This is a genomic window from Pseudomonas sp. PSE1(2024), from assembly GCF_050990555.1.
Lineage (GTDB): Bacteria > Pseudomonadota > Gammaproteobacteria > Pseudomonadales > Pseudomonadaceae > Aquipseudomonas > Aquipseudomonas aphyarum.
Map to the genome: position 1 here is coordinate 5,336,646 of NZ_CP158967.1, position 18,894 is coordinate 5,355,539.

The 18,894-nt window shown below is 59.7% G+C and carries 11 protein-coding genes; 2 read left to right on the plus strand and 9 right to left on the minus strand.

The genetic code is table 11. The features are described 5' to 3' along the window. Positions 1-51: 51 nt before the first annotated feature. Both ABTV87_RS24235 and ABTV87_RS24240 read right to left on the minus strand, forming a co-directional pair. On the minus strand, positions 52-1,407 hold the full coding sequence (locus ABTV87_RS24235; protein WP_102621239.1) for a tryptophan--tRNA ligase: 1,356 nt from the start codon (positions 1,405-1,407) through the stop codon (positions 52-54). Positions 1,408-1,431: 24 nt separating this feature from the next. Continuing rightward, positions 1,432-2,061 carry an alpha/beta hydrolase gene (locus tag ABTV87_RS24240; protein WP_085607037.1) on the minus strand — a complete coding sequence of 210 codons (630 nt, stop codon included), beginning with the start codon at positions 2,059-2,061 and terminating at the stop codon, positions 1,432-1,434. Between the two features lie 144 nt (positions 2,062-2,205). Here ABTV87_RS24240 and ABTV87_RS24245 point away from each other — a divergent pair, with 144 nt between their 5' ends. Then, positions 2,206-2,640, plus strand: a complete 435-nt coding sequence (locus ABTV87_RS24245; protein ID WP_007956803.1) for a YhcB family protein — start codon at positions 2,206-2,208, stop codon at positions 2,638-2,640. Positions 2,641-2,707: 67 nt separating this feature from the next. On the opposite strand, the gene ABTV87_RS24250 is transcribed toward ABTV87_RS24245, so the two are convergent. After that, positions 2,708-3,439, minus strand: coding sequence for an OmpA family lipoprotein (locus tag ABTV87_RS24250; protein ID WP_007956806.1), 732 nt, complete (start codon positions 3,437-3,439; stop codon positions 2,708-2,710). 114 nt (positions 3,440-3,553) lie between these two features. Then, on the minus strand, positions 3,554-4,195 hold the full coding sequence (locus ABTV87_RS24255; RefSeq protein WP_221534747.1) for an MBL fold metallo-hydrolase: 642 nt from the start codon (positions 4,193-4,195) through the stop codon (positions 3,554-3,556). A 314-nt stretch (positions 4,196-4,509) separates the two neighbouring features. Here ABTV87_RS24255 and ABTV87_RS24260 point away from each other — a divergent pair, with 314 nt between their 5' ends. Further along, positions 4,510-9,213, plus strand: a complete 4,704-nt coding sequence (locus ABTV87_RS24260; protein WP_256578439.1) for a M10 family metallopeptidase C-terminal domain-containing protein — start codon at positions 4,510-4,512, stop codon at positions 9,211-9,213. Between the two features lie 107 nt (positions 9,214-9,320). Here ABTV87_RS24260 and ABTV87_RS24265 read toward each other — a convergent pair whose 3' ends face one another. The 5 genes from ABTV87_RS24265 to ABTV87_RS24285 form a co-directional block, all read right to left on the minus strand. Beyond that, on the minus strand, positions 9,321-12,056 hold the full coding sequence (locus tag ABTV87_RS24265) for a LuxR C-terminal-related transcriptional regulator (protein WP_433898484.1): 2,736 nt from the start codon (positions 12,054-12,056) through the stop codon (positions 9,321-9,323). A 187-nt stretch (positions 12,057-12,243) separates the two neighbouring features. Then, positions 12,244-13,608 (minus strand): DUF1329 domain-containing protein, encoded by a 1,365-nt coding sequence (locus ABTV87_RS24270; RefSeq protein WP_433898485.1) that lies wholly within the window; start codon positions 13,606-13,608, stop codon positions 12,244-12,246. A gap of 28 nt (positions 13,609-13,636) precedes the next feature. Next, positions 13,637-15,526 (minus strand): DUF1302 domain-containing protein, encoded by a 1,890-nt coding sequence (locus tag ABTV87_RS24275; protein WP_221534755.1) that lies wholly within the window; start codon positions 15,524-15,526, stop codon positions 13,637-13,639. 336 nt (positions 15,527-15,862) lie between these two features. Continuing rightward, entirely contained in the window at positions 15,863-17,545 is a 1,683-nt protein-coding gene (locus ABTV87_RS24280; RefSeq protein ID WP_433898486.1) for a fatty acid--CoA ligase, read from the minus strand. Between the two features lie 147 nt (positions 17,546-17,692). Further along, entirely contained in the window at positions 17,693-18,877 is a 1,185-nt protein-coding gene (locus ABTV87_RS24285) for an MFS transporter (protein WP_433898487.1), read from the minus strand. Between the last annotated feature and the right edge of the window lie 17 nt (positions 18,878-18,894).

Below are 18,894 nucleotides of genomic sequence, written 5' to 3' on the forward strand. Positions count from 1 at the left end.
GCGATGGCCCGTGGGAATGGCAATCGGCCCTTGGTCGGGCCGGCCCGTTGATTATTCCTGAACCGGCGTCAGAGCGATCCGCAACGCCTCGACAGCCGCATCCCGCGCAGCCACGTCGGCGAACGCCGGGCTGTCGCCGACGCACTCGCCTTCCAGCCAGACGCTGAAGCTCAGGTCTTCGCTGCGTACATCCAGCGCCTGACCCGATTGCAGCTGCTTGGTCACCTGACCGGCGGTTTTACCGTCGGCGAAGTTACGCGACAGCAGCAATTGCTCGCCGTCGGCCGCCAGCAGACGGAAACGGAAGCTGCCGTCGTCTTCGCGGAAGCTGACGAAACGTGCAGCTTTCGCGGCTTTCTTCTTGGTGGTCGCGGCCACCTGAACCTGATTGACGAAGGAACGCAGGCCAACCGCTTCGCGCAGCTCGTTGAGGAACGGCGTCGCCACCGCACGGGCCTTCTTGGCGCCGTGTTGCAGGATGTCTTCCAGATCTGCCGGGCGTTCGATCAACTGGTGATAACGCTCGCGGGATTCGCCCAGCTCGTTGTCGAGCAACTGGAACAGACGGTTCTTCGCCTCGCCCCAACCCAGACCGCCCAGCAGTTCGCTGCGGAATTCGTCGGCCTGCGTCGGCGTGGAGAAGGCCTGGAACAGAGTGAACAGGTGCGAGTTGTCCGGATCTTTCGCTTCGCCCGGCGCGCGGGAGTCGGTAACGATGCGCGAGATCGCGTCCTTCATTTCCTTGGCGCTGGAGAACAGCGGAATGGTGTTGTCGTAGCTCTTGGACATCTTGCGCCCGTCCAGGCCCGGCAAGGTGGCAACGCTTTCCTCGATCAGCGCCTCGGGCATGGTGAAGAACTCCTTGCCCTGGCCGAACAGATGGTTGAAACGCTGGCCGATATCGCGGGCCATTTCCACGTGCTGGATCTGGTCGCGACCGACCGGCACCTTGTGCGCGTTGAACATCAGAATGTCCGCCGCCATCAGCACCGGATAGCTGTACAAGCCCATGGTGATGCCGGCATCCGGGTCTTCGCCGGTCTCGACGTTCTTGTCCACCGAAGCCTTGTAGGCGTGGGCGCGATTGAGCAGGCCCTTGGCCGCGACGCAGGTCAGCAGCCAGGTCAGCTCGGGGATTTCCGGGATGTCGGACTGACGGTAGAAGGTCACACGATCCACATCCAGACCACCGGCCAGCCAGGTCGCGGCGATTTCCAGACGCGAGCGCTGGATGCGCAGCGGGTCATCGCACTTGATCAGGGCGTGATAGTCGGCCAGGAAGTAGAACGAGTCGGCATTGCTGTCGCGGCTGGCGAGAATCGCCGGGCGGATGGCGCCGGCGTAGTTGCCCAGGTGCGGGGTGCCGGTGGTGGTAATGCCGGTGAGGATGCGGGTACGGTTCGTCATGGGTAATCGCTTGTCAGACTGCAATCAATTCGAGAGACGCGGCAGGATCAGATCCTTGAGATCGGTCAGCTTGCCATGAAAAAAGTGTCCGCATTCTGCCACTTTCAGCAGCTCATGGGGGCGCTGGAGTTTGTCAGACCAGTCGTAGACCAGCTGCGGGTCGATCACTTCGTCGGTTTCCGGCTGGATCACGGTCAACTCGCCCTGCTGCGGCAGTTGATCCTGATCGCCCAAGCGCATCACCGCCGGCGCAACCATGAACAGGTGCTTGAGCGTGATGCCTTGGGCTTCGAGGCGGCCGCCGAGACTTGCTGCAACAAATCCACCGAAGGAGAAACCGAACAGGGTCAGCGGCAGATCCGGGTGCTTTTCCAGCAGCCAGGCGGCAGCGGCCTGGGCGTCGTCGACTTCACCGGTGCCCATGTCGTGGCTGCCTTCGCTGGCACCGACGCCGCGATAGTTGAAGCGCAAGGTGATCAGACCGGCATCGCGCGCAGTGCGCTGCAGGGTCGAGACGACCTTGTTGAGCATGGTGCCGCCCTGCACCGGGTTCGGGTGGCAGATCAGCGCGATGCCGCGCGGCTGCTCATTGTCCAGATACAAAGACTCAAGTTGCCCCACCGGGCCATCAATCACTACAGGGGTTTCACGCATCAGCAAGGAAGGAACTCCGTGACCTCGAATCGGGTCGACTCGTCTAGCAAATTGTCTGTGCCAGTCTATTGCGAGTGAATCGCGGTATACAGCGCAGGTTCGAGCCGTTAACGTAAAGCAAAGCCGTTTATAGAGGAAGGACTCGTGGAACACTCGCTCTTAGTTTGGTTGTTACCGACTCTTGCCCTGGTTGTGGGTGTCGCCATTGGTTTCCTGATCGCACGCGTTGCGCCGAACGCCGCGCCCAGCCGCACGCAGCGTCAACTGGATGATATTCAGGAACGTTTCGACAGTTATCAGAACGAAGTGGTGACCCACTTCAACAGCACAGCCAATCTGGTCAAGAAACTGACCCAGAGCTATCAGGAAGTGCAGGATCACCTCGCCGAGGGCGCCAACCGCCTGGCCCTGGACGAGCAGACCCGTCAACGCTTGCTCGCCTCGCTGCACGCCGACGCGGCACAGGCCCCACGGGAACGCCTGACGCCACCACGGGATCAGGAACCGCCGCGTGACTACGCGCCGAAGACCCCGAACTCGCCGGGCATGCTCGACGAGCATTACGGCCTGAAGAAGTAATCAGCCTTCGCGCCAACAAAAAGCCCCCGGACAATCACTTGTCCGGGGGCTTTTTTGTAGCTGACGGTTACGGGTACTGCTGAACCGTACCCGGCTGTTGCTGGCCACCGTACTGCTGGCCAGGGATGGCCTTGAGGTTAACCTCGACGCGGCGGTTCTGCGCGCGGCCATTGACGTCGCCATTGCTGGCAATCGGATTATCCGGACCGGCACCGCGAGCACTCAGGTTGGCACCGCTGACGCCTTGCGAAGTCAGGTAGGTCGCCACGCTCTGCGCACGACGCTGGGACAGGTCCATGTTGTGCTGACGGCTGCCGGTGCTGTCGGTGTAACCGACGATTTCGATCTGGTTCTGGTTGAACTCTTTGAGCGAGTTGGCCAGGTTGTTCAGCGGCTGATAGAAGCTGGAAGCGATGTTCGCCGAATCGGTGGCGAAGGTGATGTTGCCCGGCATGATCAGCTTGATCTGGTCGCCCTGACGCTGCACTTCAACCCCGGTGTTGGCCATGCTGGCGCGCAGTTTTTTCTCCTGCTGGTCGGCGTAGTAGCCGTAACCGGCGGCCGAGGCACCGACGACAGCCGCGCCGATCAGCGCACCCTTGCCGCGGTTGTTGTGGTCGATGGCGGCACCGGCCAGCGCGCCGGCCAGCGCACCGAGCCCACCGTACTTGGCGGTTTTGCTCATGCCCTGGGAGCCACCGTCGGCCTGACCCTGATTGTCATACGGGTTGGGCGAGGCGCAGCCGGACAAGACGGCCACGGCAGTAGCGACAATAATCAAACGACGCGTGGTGAACATGGAGTGCTCCTACATTTTGCATTCTGTGGTGCAGCGGCCATTGGCAACTGGCCCGTGCGGGCGTTGGATCATGACAATGCACAAAAATTCCGCTGGGCACCCGTGACAAAATGTTTAGGCACGCACAAACGGGTTCTCGCGCATTTCATCCCCCAGACGCGTATCCGGACCATGCCCGGCCACAACAGTCGCGTCTTCATCCAGGGTGTACAGCCGCTGCTTGATCGATCGCACGATGGTCGCCTGATCGCCGCCCCACAAATCCGTGCGCCCTACTCCGCGACGAAACAGCGTGTCGCCGGCAATCAACAGCTTAGCCTCGGAAAACCAGAAGCTCATGGAACCTGGCGTATGCCCCGGTGTGTGCAAGGCCACGCCGCAGCCGCAGGCCAGCTCTTCATCGTCGCTCAACCAGCGATCCGGTGACGGCACCGGCGTATATGGCACGCCGAACATCTGGCATTGCATCTCGAGGTTGTCCCACAGGAACTGATCTTCTTTATGCAAGTGCAGGGTGGCGCCGGTCTTCTCTTTCATCTGACCAGAGGCGAGGAAGTGATCGAGGTGCGCGTGGGTGTGGATGATGCTGACAACCTTCAGGCCCAGGGCGTCGAGCCTGGCCATGATGAGATCAGGATTGCCGCCCGGGTCGACGACGATGGCTTTTTTGGTGATCGAATCGCCGATGATCGTGCAATTGCACTGCAAGGGGCCGACGGGGAAGGTTTCTCGAATGAACGGGCTTGGCAAGGTCATGAGTTTCCTGGACGAACGGCTGGGGTTTTGCCTAAGGATTCTACTTCACTCGCCGACACAGATCGCCAGGTCAGAGAATTGACGCCACTAATCAGAAAATAGTGGCTCAATGATGTCAAATGTACAATTTCTCATGCAAAATCATATTTTTGTAGCGGTCGCGTTCAGGAAGGACCGCAGATATCAACCAGGAACGTCCCATGCCAAGCCCTCTCCGCTATTCGTTTACCACTTTTACAAGTATGACCGGTAACAAGTCTGTCGACGCCTTGCTGGCGGATGATCATTGGACCGGCCGCTGGGACGAGAGAGGAATGCCGGTCAAACTCACCTACAGTTTCATCGACACCGGTTCGTTTTTCGCCCGTGACTACAGTCCGTCGAATGAGTATTTGAACGGTTTCACGCTGTCCAACACACAACAATCGGCTGTCATCAGCGCGTTGAGTGGCTGGAGCGCTGTCGCCAACGTGCAATTCTCCCTGGTGCCTGAATCGGCTGCCAATGTCGGAGATCTGCGCTTCGGTGGTTACATGGGCATGGATAGCAAATACGCCGCATGGGCGTACTTCCCCGACGAAACACCTGCTGGTGGCGATGTCTGGATCGGCCCATCCACCGACGATCCAAACCCGGTAAAAGGCTCGTTCGACTACCTGACGTTCGTGCATGAAATCGGCCACGCGCTGGGCCTCAAGCACCCATTCGACACCACGCCGGACAACAAGCTGCTGCTGGATCCGTCACTGGACGACGTACGCTTCACCGTCATGAGTTACAACGACTCTTACTCCTATCAACCCACGACTCCGATGCTGCTGGATATTCTCGCCATCCAGAGTCTGTATGGCGCCAATACTCAGTGGCAGGCAGGCAATAACGTCTACTCCTGGGCGCCGACAAAGTCCGTATTCGAAACTATCTGGGATGGTGGCGGCTCCGACACGATCGATGCCAGTAATCAGCTTTCAGGCGTCAGCATCAACCTCAATCCAGGCCAGTTCAGCACTATCGGCAAAGCATTCCTGGCTCCAGATGGCAGCTTGTTCAATTCAGGCCTGGCCATCGCTTACGGCACCAATATCGAAAACGCCTTCGGCTCGAATTTCAATGACACCTTGATCGGTAACGCTCTGGATAATTCGCTGGTGGGTCTGGAAGGTGCAGATACCATGGATGGTGGCGCCGGTAACGATACGTACTTTGTCGACAACGTTGGCGACGTGGTCATCGAACGCGGCACATCGCCTACGGAAATCGATAGCGTCATGAGCACAATCGATTACACCCTGGGCGCCAACGTCGAGAACCTGACCTTGCTTGGCACCGATAACTTGAACGGTACCGGTAACTCGCTCAACAACCGTATCAACGGTAATGCCGGCAACAACATCCTTGATGGCGGCATCGGTGCCGACTTCATGGCTGGCGGCACAGGCAATGACACCTACATTGTCGACAACGTAAACGACATCGTCAGTGAAACCAGCACCCTGATCGGCGAGATCGACACGGTTAACTCGTCGGTCAACTACGCACTGGGTGCCAATCTCGAAAACCTCACTCTGACCGGTACCCGAGACACTTATGCCATCGGTAATGCGCTGAACAACGTACTCATCGGTAACGACGGAAACAACACTCTTAATGGTGGCGCCGGCAGCGACACTATGAGCGGCGGCAAAGGGAACGACACCTACGCCGTCGACAGCGTCGGCGATATTATCATTGAGGCTGCAAACGAGGGTTACGACACGGTAGTGAGTTATATCGACTACACCCTCGGCGCCAACATCGAAGAAGGCCAGTTGATCGGCAACGCCATCAGCCTGACCGGCAATGAACTGGACAACGTGTTGATCGGCAATGCCCTGGCCAACAACCTGTTCGGCGGCGCTGGCAATGATGTGATCAACGGTGGCGCAGGAGGCGATCGCATGGTCGGCGGCCTGGGTGACGACACCTACATCGTCGACAATACCGGCGACATCATCGTTGAAGCCGCGAACGAGGGCCGTGACACAGTACAGGCCAGCGTCAACTACACCTTGAGCGCCAATATCGAAGAAGGCCAGTTGATCGGCAACGCCGCCAGCCTGACCGGCAACGATCTGGACAACATGCTCATCGGCAACGCCCAGGACAACACCCTGAACGGAATGGCAGGCGCCGACACCATGGACGGCGGCGCGGGGAACGACAGCTACTTCGTCGACAATGTCGGCGATGTCGTCATCGAGCGCGATGCCTCGCCAACCCAGATCGACGCCGTCAACTCGGTGATCGATTACACCCTGGGCGCCAATGTCGAGTGGCTCAACCTGCTGGGCAGCGACAACCTCAACGGCACCGGCAACGCATTGAACAACCGCATCACCGGCAACAGCGGAAACAACATCCTCGACGGCGGCCTGGGTGCCGACTTCATGGCTGGCGGTACCGGCAATGACACCTACATCGTCGACAACGTCAATGACGTCATCAGTGAAACCAGTATCCTGGCGAACGAAATTGACACGGTCAAATCATCGATCAGCTGGAAACTGGGTGCCAACCTGGAAAACCTGACGCTGACCGGCACCGCAAATACCTATGCAGTCGGTAACGAATTGAACAACGTTCTGATCGGCAACGACGGCAACAATGAAATCAACGGGGGTGCCGGCGTCGACACGATGAGTGGCGGCAAGGGTAACGACACGTACGCCGTCGACAACGCGGGCGATATCGTCATCGAAGCGGCGAACGAAGGTTACGATACGGTGCTCAGCTTCGTTAACTACACCTTGAGTGCCAACATCGAAGAAGGCCAGTTGATCGGCAACGCCATCAGCCTGGCCGGCAATGAACTGGACAACGTGTTGATCGGCAATGCCCTGGCCAACAACCTGTTCGGCGGCGCTGGCAATGATGTGATCAACGGTGGTGCAGGAGGCGACCGCATGGTCGGCGGCCTGGGTGACGACACCTACATCGTCGACAATACCGGCGACATCATCGTTGAAGCCGCGAACGAGGGCCGTGACACAGTACAGGCCAGCGTCAACTACACCTTGAGCGCCAATATCGAAGAAGGCCAGTTGATCGGCAACGCAGCCAGTCTGACCGGCAACAGTCTGGACAACGTGCTCATCGGTAACGCCCAGGACAACACCCTGAACGGAATGGCAGGCGCCGACACCATGGACGGCGGCGCGGGCAACGACAGCTACTTCGTCGACAATGTCGGCGATGTCGTCATCGAGCGCGATGCCTCGCCAACCCAGATCGACGCCGTCAACTCGGTGATCGATTACACCCTGGGCGCCAATGTCGAGTGGCTCAACCTGCTGGGCAGCGACAACCTCAACGGCACCGGCAACGCATTGAACAACCGCATCACCGGCAACAGCGGAAACAACATCCTCGACGGCGGCCTGGGTGCCGACTTCATGGCTGGCGGTACCGGCAATGACACCTACATCGTCGACAACGTCAATGACGTCATCAGTGAAACCAGTACCCTGGCGAACGAGATCGATACCGTTCTGTCCTCGATCAACTGGCGACTGGGCGCCAACCTGGAAAACCTGACACTGACCGGCACCAGCGACACCTATGCAATCGGCAATGCCTTGAACAACGTTCTGATCGGCAACGACGGCAACAATGAAATCAACGGGGGTGCCGGCGTCGACACGATGAGTGGTGGCAAGGGTAACGACACCTACGCCGTCGACAATGCGGGCGATATCGTCATCGAAGCGGCGAACGAAGGTTACGATACGGTGCTCAGCTTCGTTAACTACACCTTGAGCGCCAACATCGAAGAAGGCCAGTTGATCGGCAACGCAGCCAGTCTGACCGGCAACAGTCTGGACAACGTGCTCATCGGTAACGCCCAGGACAACACCCTGAACGGAATGGCAGGCGCCGACACCATGGACGGCGGCGCGGGCAACGACAGCTACTTCGTCGACAATGTCGGCGATGTCGTCATCGAGCGCGATGCCTCGCCAACCCAGATCGATGCCGTCAACTCGGTGATCGATTACACCCTGGGCGCCAATGTCGAGTGGCTCAACCTGCTGGGCAGCGACAACCTCAACGGCACCGGCAACGCATTGAACAACCGCATCACCGGCAACAGCGGAAACAACATCCTCGACGGCGGCCTGGGTGCCGACTTCATGGCTGGCGGTACCGGCAATGACACCTACATCGTCGACAACGTCAATGACGTCATCAGTGAAACCAGTACCCTGGCGAACGAAATTGACACGGTCAAATCATCGATCAGCTGGAAACTGGGTGCCAACCTGGAAAACCTGACGCTGACCGGCACCGCGAATACCTATGCAGTCGGTAACGCCTTGAACAACGTTCTGACTGGCAACGACGGTAACAACGAGCTCAATGGCGGCGCGGGTATCGATACAATGATTGGTGGCAAGGGCGACGACTCTTACGCCCTCGATCAAGCAGCCGAACTGACGTTGATTCAGGAAAATGCAGCTGAAGGAAATGACACCCTGATCCTGCTATATCCTTCGACCGCGCAGACAAATGTCGTCGATCTCGGCATAAGCAATCTGCAGAACGTCGAAAATGTCACCCTCTCGGGGGCTGGGACATTCACCCTGCTCGGTAACAGCTTGAACAACACATTAATCGGTAACGACCAGGCCAACATTCTTGACGGTGGCGCCGGTGCCGACACCCTGACCGGTGGGGGCGGAGCGGATACATTTGTATTCAATGCCGTGAATGAAATGGGCTTGGGCGCAAATCGTGACGTCATTACCGACTTCAATCGTTTGCAGGGTGACAAGATTGACCTGACTCACTTCGATGCCAATTTGCTGAGTGCCGGCTTCAATGGCTTCACTTTCATTGGCGCGGACAACTTCACCGGTGCAGGTCAAGTTCGCTTCGTCGATCATGTCCTGTCAGGTAATGTCAGCGGCAACGCCGGTGCGGATTTTGAAATCCAGCTGGTAGGGGTAAACAGTTTCAGCGCGAATGACCTGGTGGCCTGATGCATTCTGTGCCCGCCAGTAACATAAGCCGAACGTAAAAAACACAACGCCCCGACTTGTTCGGGGCGTTGTGTTTTCTGATGTACATCGAAGGGAAATACAAAAAACTAGCCTATCAAACCCAACTCCTTGGCCCGGGCGACGGCTTGAGTCCGCCGTTCCACCCCGAGCTTGCTGTTGATATGACTGGCATGGGTTTTCACGGTATGCAGAGAGATGAACAGTTGCTCGCTGATTTCCTGATTCGAGCAGCCTTGGGCGATCAGACGCAGAACCGCCAGTTCGCGGCTGCTCAACTGTTCAGTGACCGGAGAATCCTGCGCCGTGCGCAAAACTGGCCGCGGGAAATGCTCCAGCAGTTGCTGACCGACAAGGCCCGGCGCATTCAGCGACAATTGCCCGCGCAACCAATCGGCGTGGTCTTTGACCAGAATGTCGAATGGCTGCAACACCCCGCCATTGGCAGCTTCCAATGCCTGGGCCAGGGATTTGCGGGCCTCGGGTTCGCGACCGTTTACCAACAGCAGCGCCACTTTCTGCGTCAACGCCATCACACTCAATAACTGGCGCCCGGTCTGCTGGCCGTTTTCCAGCAACACGTTCAAGCGCCCTTCGGCGAGCATTGGCTGCCCCTGAATGACATCCAGCAGCGCCTGCTGCAATTCGACATGCAACGGCAGCTGCGGATGAAACTCCGGCGGAGCCGCCGCGCGTTCACCGGTGTAGGTCTGGCCCAGTCGTGCCAGCCAGGCTTCGGCCAGATCGATACGCCCCTGAGCCAGCCACAGCTCACATTTGACCAGGGTGATCATCGCCAGGTAGTAGATCGGCGGGACGTCCCAGATGTGCATCAGGCGTTCGGCTTCGGCCAGTTCGGCGAAGGCCTTGGCGAAATCGTCGCTGCTGCCGTCGAGTCGTGCAATCACACAGTGGCCGATCAACACACTGATGTCACGGCAGGCCCGCGCTTCCGTCAGGCCTGCCTGCAATCGCGCCCTTGCCGCCTGCGGCTGCAATCGCATGGCCAGCAGAAACCCCTCATACAGCGTCAGGCGCGCACGCACGGCGTACAAACGCTGTGCGGACAATCCGCGCAAGCGCTCCAGCCCCTGGCGCACTTCATCGAGCGCACGCAGGATTTCGCCGCGCGCCTGCAGGACCCGCGCACGATCGTAATGCGCCAGTGCCTCGAACAAGGGATTGCCGACCCGCTGCGCCAGCTCAAGCGACTCGCGGTTCAGACCTCGTGCGCGCCACAGATCACCGTCGGCGATCGCCAGGTTGGACAAGGTCGACAGGCACATCAGGCGCTGGCCGTAGCGCTTGGCCGGCAGGCTTTCCAGTGCCTCGCTGCAATACTCGATGGTCTGCTCGCGATGGCCTCGCCCACGGGCGATGATGCCCTTGAGCGCCAGCCATTGGGCCAGCATGGATTTCTGTGCGGTGGCCGATGGTGCCGGCAGAAACCGACTCAGATGACTGGCGAGTTCCTCTGCCGCATCGAGCTGACAGGCCAGGCCCAGCGCCCAGCTGTACAACACGATCAGGCGCGGAGTGCTGATCAGCAGGCTGTCGGGCAAGTCCATTTTCCAGCGCAGCAGCATGCCGACATTCTGCTCGGCCAGCAGTTGTTCCTCGGACAGGTTCTGTACCAGGTTTGCCGCCACGTCCAGATGCCCAGCCCGCAAAGCCTGTTCCACCGCTTCATCCAGCAACCCCTGCGCATTGAACCAGCGGCAGGCGCGCAGATGCAGCGTCGCGGCCGGCACCAGTGCCCGGGTGATAGGCCGGGCGCGCAACAGGTCGGAAAACAGGTGGTGATAACGATACCAGTGCCCGTGCTCGTCCAGCGGCACCAGGAACACCTGATGCGCCAGCAGGAAACGCAGGATTTCCGCGCTGTCATGGGCTTCGCGCACCGCGTCGCACAGTTCGCTGCAAAAGCGCTCCTGCGGTGCGGTGTCATAAAGAAACGCCTGAACCTCGGCGGGCAGGCAATCGATGACTTCTTCCAGCAGATATTCGCGGATCAGCCCTTCCCCGCCGTTCAACGCTTGCGGCAGGGCCGATTCGGTGCCGGCTTCAGCAATCGCCAGCAGCCAGAAACGCAGCCCGGCCACCCAGCCTTCGCTGCGCTGGATCAGGTTTTCCAGCGCTTCACCGCGCAGGGAACTGCTGTGACGATCAAGCAGTGCCAGAGCTTCGTCATGGGTCAGACGCAGATCCTGTTCGTGCAGTTCCAGCAACTGGCGCGAAAGGCGCAGACGGGCCAGGTGCCAGTCCGGGCGCTGCCGACTGGTGACCATGACCACCAGGCCATCCGGTAAGTGATTGAGGAAAAATTGCAGGCAACGGTCGAGCACCGGCCCTTGAGCGAGGTGGTAATCATCCAGTACCAACAGCAGCGGGGCCGTCGGTTGCAGATGCAGCGCCAACTCATCCAGCAGGCCATCGAGCCATTCTTCGAAGGCAAACGGCTGGTGACGCTGACGCATTTTCAGCAGCCCCAATGCCCGGCTGCCCAATTGCGGGAAGTAATCCTGCAAACCTTCGAGTAGACGTTCGAGAAACCGCCCCGGATCGTTGTCCCGCGGGCTCAGCCCCAGCCACAGACTTTGCCAGTGTGCCGGCAGACTCTGGCAGAACTCCACCGCCAGCGAACTCTTGCCGAACCCGGCCGGGGCGCTGACCAGCAACAGGCGCCCTCCGAGCCCGGCGCTCAGGCGCTCGCACAAACGGGGTCGCAGCACGTAGCCGTCGGGTAGCGGCGGACGAAAAAAACGTCCGTCCAGTGCCGCGACGGCAACGCTTGCAGGGCCCGGAAGTGGGGACAGATCAGTCATGGCCGGCTCTTGTTCGTATGGCTGTTGGCGGCGTAGCAGATGCCCGCAGACTAGCCTTAAACGGAGCGGTTATGAAGGTCGTTGCTACAAATGGCTACAAAAAGGCTACGGAAAAAGCGAAAGGCAAAAAAACGCCCCGAACCTGTCGGGGCGTTTTCACGAGGATGCGGCCTCGGTTTACAGGAGCTTAGCGAACACCATCCTGACGCAGGGCGGCTGGAGTGAAGTCGCTGGTGGTGGCGGTGAAGCCGAAGTCATACGCCTGCTTTTCTTCGTTCTTCATGCCCAGTGCCAGATAACGACCGGACTGCAGGTCGTAGAGGGTTTCCAGGGCGTACCACGGCACTTGCTTGTCGTAGTAGTTCTCCGCATGCGCCTCGGCCACTCGCCACAGTTGGCCACGGCCGTCGTAATGGTCAATGACTGCGGCCTGCCAAGTGTCTTCGTCGATGTAGAAATCACGCTTGGCGTAGATGTGACGCTGACCTTCTTTCAACGTCGCCACGACGTGCCAGACGCGGCGCAACTCGTAACGGGCCAGATCCTGGTTGATATGACCGGCCTTGATGATGTCGGCATACTTCAGCTTCGGATCGTCGAGCTTGTAGCTGTCGGAGGCGATGTACATCTCTTTCTTGCCTTCAAGCTTCCAGTCGTAACGGTCCGGTGCACCGTTGAACATGTCCAGGTTGTCGGAGGTACGCAGGCCGTCCGCCGCAGTACCCGGGCCATCATAGGATACTTGCGGAGCGCGACGTACACGACGCTGACCAGCGTTGTAGACCCACGCCGAACGCGGTTCCTTCACCTGGTCGAGGGTTTCGTGCACCAGCAGCACACCACCGGCCAGTCGCGCCGGCGCGGTCACTTTCTGCTTGAAGTAGAACAGGATGTTGCCCGGGTTCGCCGGATCGTAATCCTTCATCTTGTCGCGGAACACGAACTGGTCCTGGAAATACACCAGACTGTAGGAGCCGTTCGGTTGCGGCGTGGCCTGGGTTACCAGACGGGTCACGCTGCCGCCGCGATAGCGGGTGATGTGGTTCCAGATCACTTCGACGCCGGTTTTCGGAATCGGGAACGGCACTGCGGTCTCGAAGTTTTCCAGACCGTTGCCGCCGGATACCAAGGTGGTGGTGGTGGCGTTTTTCTTGATGGAAGCAAACACTTCATCCGGCACAGTCGCGCCGCGATGCGACGGATAAACCGGCATCTTGAAGGTTTCCGGATAACGCTTGAACATCGCGTACTGACCCGGCGCGAGCTTGTCCTTGTACTTGTCTACATCCTTTGCAGTGATGGTAAACAGTGGTTGTTCGCTGGCGTACGGATTAGACAGGAAACCACGGGCGTCGACGCTGCCGGCATTTTTCGGCATCGGTTTCCAGGCCGGGATCGAGCCGTCGGCGTTACCGGCCATTTCGGCGCCCATCGGGGTCAGGCTCTTGCCCAGCTTGTCCGCTTCGGCGGCGGGCACCGCCGCCATGACACCGGTCGCCAGCAGCGACAGGCCCAGAACACCGGCGTGGAACAGACTTTTTGTTATTTTCATAAATTCGTTCGTCCTGAAAATGCAGTGCTTAGAAGTTCACGCCGAAGCTGAGCGCCACGAAGTCGCGGTCATCCACGGTGGTGTACTTGCCGTCGAAGAAGTTGGTGTAGGCCAGGCTCGCGGTGTAGGTGTTCTGGTACTCGGCATCGACGCCCAGGCTCACCGCCTTGCGACCTTCTTCGAAGTTGCCGCCAGGGCCTGGCGAGTAGCCGCTGACGTCGTGGGACCACGCCACGTTCGGCTTGAGGTTCACGCCGGCGAACACGTCGTTGTATTCCCAGATGGCGCGACCGCGATAACCCCACGAAGTCGATGTGGTGAAGCCACCATTGGTGCAGTTGCGGCTACGGTTGTTCTGTGGCGAACCAGGGCCTGCACCGTTGATGGTGCTGGCGTTGAGAATGTTGGCACAGGTATTGGTCGTGCCAGTGGCCGGTAACTCGCCAGGCCCGTAGACCGGGTCACGGCCGTAACGGACGTCGGAGGTGCTTTCCAGACCGCCGACATGAGTCACGCCCACTTCACCCACCAGGGTAAGACGGCTGGCGCCCATGACCTGATCGAAGAAGTGCGTAAGCGTGGTCTGGAACTGGGTGATTTCCTTGCGACGATAGCCATGCAGGTCCTGGCCCGGAACACCTGTCAGCAGCGAAGCATTAGTCAGCGCACCGCCCAGTGGACGCACACCGGCGAACAGGATGTCAGTGGAGTTCAACTGCACCGGCGCGTTCGGCCGGTAGCTGAGTTCGCCACTCCACGCCGTACCGGTAGGCAGGGTGGTGGAAAAGCTCAGGCCATAGAGACGGATGTCTTCAGGGTATTCGACAAAGTACTTCGAGTTGCCCGCCACCAGCAGCGGTGCGAGCGCGGCAAACGGCCCTGGCAGCGCGCGCGCTGTGTTGTAGACCGATTGCGGCGCACCGGTGGCGCTGAAGATCGGCGCGCGGCTGTGATAATTCATGAAGTAAGCGCCGAACTCAGTGTCGAGCGGTTCGAACATGTACTTGAGGGAAGCGCCCCACTGGCCGCTGTCGCGTGCATCGCGATCACCGCCACGCTGGACCAGAACGCCCTCCTCATTGACGTTGACGCCGTTGGCCGCCAATGGCCCCAAAGCGATGGCAGGAATGGTCGAACGCTTGTTCAGCACCCGCAGGTTGCTGTCACAGCCGTCGGCAATGATGTCCGGCTGGGAGAAGAAGGTGCCGCAGTTGTCGACGACGGTCTGGTCCCACTCGAGCTGGTAGAAGGCTTCGGCCGACAGGTTGTCGGTCAGGCTCTGGGACACGTAGAACATGTTGACCGGGATCAGGCCTTCCTTGATCTCGGCGCCCGGACGACGGAACGCGGATACGTCGATCGGGTTGATCGAGTTGATGCCGCCGCCGATGAAGGTACTTTCACCCCAGCTCACCACCTGCTTGCCCAGACGCACGGAGCCAGGCTGATCGGCAATCGCGTAGTTGTGGTAGACGAAGGCGTCGAGGATCTGACCGCCGGCGGACTTGGCGCCTTCCTTGCGGTTGCTGTCGCTGATGTCCTTGAACTCGCGGCTCTCGTCTTTCAGTTCGAAGTCGTACCAGTACTTGCCACGGACGAACACGCCGGTGTCGCCGTATTTCAGTTCAAGGTCATGGATGCCCTTGAAGATCTTCGAGAAGGTTTCGCCGCTCTTGAAGTTGGCATGGCCGTCGTCGGAAGTCTGGGACAGACCGTGACCGCCGTTGTTGACGCCGATGAGGTTCTTGTTCGGGCTCTGGGTGGACCAACTGGCACCGATCGACAGGGAGGAGTCGAACTGGCCTTCGATTTCACCGACGTTGAAACTGACGCCGAATGCGGGCCCGGCGAGCGAAGAAGCAAGACTGACGGCCAGAGGCAGCTTTGCCCGGCGCCAGAACTGGTTTACTGAGGTCATCGACGCTACTCCATGTGCATTATTGTTATGGCAGTGAGTACTTTTAAAAACGCCTGAAGAACCGGGCGCCAGAGGCTTCCCGAAATCGCTTCAATGTTGCATCGCCCCGTTTGTGCGTGTGCCCCGTTCTTAAAAATCCTTGAGCGGACTATAGCCAGCAGGTGGTACTGCTTGATCCCTCTAAAGTGTGATTTGCAGCTGCCAACCACTCTGGAACAGTCCTTTCGCCAGTCCGACGCATGTCGGCACGGCAAGGATGGCTGAAAATTCGGATTTCACAAGCCAAGCGCTTGCTTGGTGGGTCTGGCGCGCCGTTTTCGGCGCGCCAGAGGACGCTCAGAGCGTCGAGAGGAAGGTGCTGTTGTTGGCCTGCCATTCGGTGATGTCGAGGCGGATGCGCTTCTTGTCGAGCTTGCCGACACTGGTCTTGGGAATTTCAGTAACAAGCGCGATCTGGCTCGGGATCGCCCACTTGCTCAAGTGCCCCAATTCAACGAATGGCTTGAGGTGTTCCTTGAGCTCGCGCGCCCCGATAACGTGCCCTTCACGCACTACCAGCAAGGCAAACGGACGCTCGCCCCACTGCGGATCGGCGATGCCCACCACTGCTACTTCACGTACCGCGACGTGACGGCTGATCAGGTCTTCGAGGTCCAGCGAGGAGATCCATTCGCCGCCGGTCTTGATCACATCCTTGATCCGGTCGCGGATGTCGATCACGCCCATGCTGTCCAGCGTGGCGACGTCGCCGGTGTGCAGCCAGCCGCCGGCCCACAACTCGGCGCCCTTCTGCGGCTCGTTGAAGTAACCCTCGGTCAGCCATGGAGCGCGCAGCACCAGTTCGCCCTGGGTTTCACCGTCGGCCGGGAGGAAATTGCCCTCGGTATCGACGATGGCCGCTTCGACCAGTGGCCCCGGCACGCCGGCCTTGATCCGGTAGGTGGTGCGCTCGTCTTCGGTGCCCGCCATCAATTCGTCGTTCAGATGCGCGCACGAAACCAGTGGCCCGGTTTCCGACATGCCATACGCGGCCGTCAGTTGAATGCCCTTGCTCTTGGCCGTTTCATACAGCGTGCGATTGAGCGCACTGCCGCCGATGACGATTTTCCAGCCGCCGAAATCGGTGCCTTGCGCGCCCTTGGCGTTGAGCACCATCTGCAGGATGGTCGGCACGCAATGGGAGAACGTGACCTTCTCCTTGCGCCACAGCTCGACCAGGAACTCCGGGTCGTAACGCCCCGGATAAACCTGCTTGAGCCCAAGCATGGTCGCCACGTACGGCAGACCCCACGCATGCACGTGGAACATCGGGGTGATCGGCATGTACACGTCGTTGGTGCCCAGCAGCCGCACGCTGTCGATGGCGCCCATGATGGTCGACACGCCCATGGTGTGCAGCACCAGTTGCCGATGGGTGAAATACACGCCTTTCGGGTTGCCGGTGGTGCCCGTGGTGTAGAACGTGGTGGCAACCGAGTTTTCGTCGAAATCCTGGAAGTCGTACTGCGGACTCGCGGCCGCCAGCAGTTGCTCGTACTCACCCACCAGGTTCGGCAGGTCGGCGGTTTTTTCCGGCAGATCGGTCAGCAGCAGGGTTTTCTCCACCGTGGTCAGGTGCGGCGCGATGGCCTGGTACAGCCCGACGAACTCGCTGTTGACCAGCACGAAGCGGTCCTCGGCGTGATTCATGGTGTAGAGAATCTGTTCCGGCGACAGGCGCACGTTGATGGTGTGAATCACCGCGCCGATCATCGGAATCGCAAACATGCACTCCAGGTAGCGATGGCTGTCCCAGTCCATCACCGCCACGGTGTCACCGGCCTTGACCCCGGCCGCCGTCAGCACGTTGGCCAGTCGCGCGACACGTTCGATCAGCGTCGGGTAGCTGTAGCGCAGCTGGTCACGGTAGATGATCTCGCGGGTTTTCTCGTAACGGGCGCCCGACATCAGCAGCCGTTTGATCAGCAGTGGATACTGGTACGCCCCTTCAGCGGGCGGAATAACGCGAGTCTGCAACATAAGAATCCCTTTTCTGACTGCACGGTGTTGGCTTTGGAGTTTCGTACTCTAGAACCCTTATACGTCAGCCAAATCAGCCAAAGGAATGATTTGCAGAGCCGTACAAATGCTAGCTTTGCGCCAGCATTTGCCGGTATTCGTCACCGATCAGGCCGTTTGCCCTACAGCCGCTTCGGAAGGTGTGCGTGGGAAAACCACCGCAGCGAGGAAAGTCAAAGCGCCAAAACCCGCCAGAATCAGGTAAAGCCCCACAAAACCATGGCGCGGTTCGACATAAGAAATCAGCGGAATCGCCGTCGCACTGGCACCGAACGATAAACAGTAACGCAAGGCAAACACCCGCGACTGCCATTGCGGCGCAACGAAGTTGGCGACCATCGAATCGTTCACCGTCACCTGGCCAAACACCACGAACATGAACGCCGCCCCGACGGCGATCACCGCCCAGCCATCGACATAAGCCAGGGCGAACAGCAACGGCGCCTGGCACAACGTCAGCGCGATAAACGGCCACTTCAGGCTGACGCGATGCAACACCCGGCCGATGCTCAACTGGGCAATCGCACCAAAGGCATAGGCCAGGCTGACCACCACACCGAGGGTTTGCGGCGAGGCGAACAGGTCATGCAAGCGATCCTGAAACAGTTTCGGATAAGTCATGGTGGTGGCGTTGAACACCACCCCGCCGGTGGCCGTGGCCAGGGCCAGCACGCCAAACACCATGAACATCGAAATGCGCTGGCCGCCGGCGCCCTTGAGCGCGATGTGCGAGCGCTTGGGAATCGGCTCTTCGCGCACCTGCAAGGCAAAACCGATCCCCAGCACGATCGCCACCGCACCCGGGATCAGGAATGCCGAACGCCAGCCGAACTGCGCCACCAGCAGCCCGGTGATCAGCGCGGAGAACGCCACCCCGAGGTTGCCCCACATGCCGTTGATACCGATCTCGCGCCCGCGATTCTGCGCATAGGCCACCAGCATCGCCGTGCCGACCGGGTGATAGATCGCGGCAAAAATGCCGATCAGGGTCAGGCCGATGACCAGCATCGTCGGGCTGTTACTGAGACCGGTGAAGATCGCCGAAGCACCGATACCGAAGAAAAACACCAGCATCATCTGCCGCCGGCTCCAGTGATCCCCCAGCCAGCCGGCCGGTAGCGAACACGCGCCGAACGCGATGAAGCCACCCAGCGACAGGCCGATCAGCGCGGCATAGTCGAGGGCGAAGGCCTGGGTCATGCCGAGCACGGCGGCGGGGAAAATCAGCATGAACATGTGATCGATCACATGGGCGGCGTTGATGTAGCGGATGACGTTTCTGGACTGGTTCATGACGGCACGCTTTACGT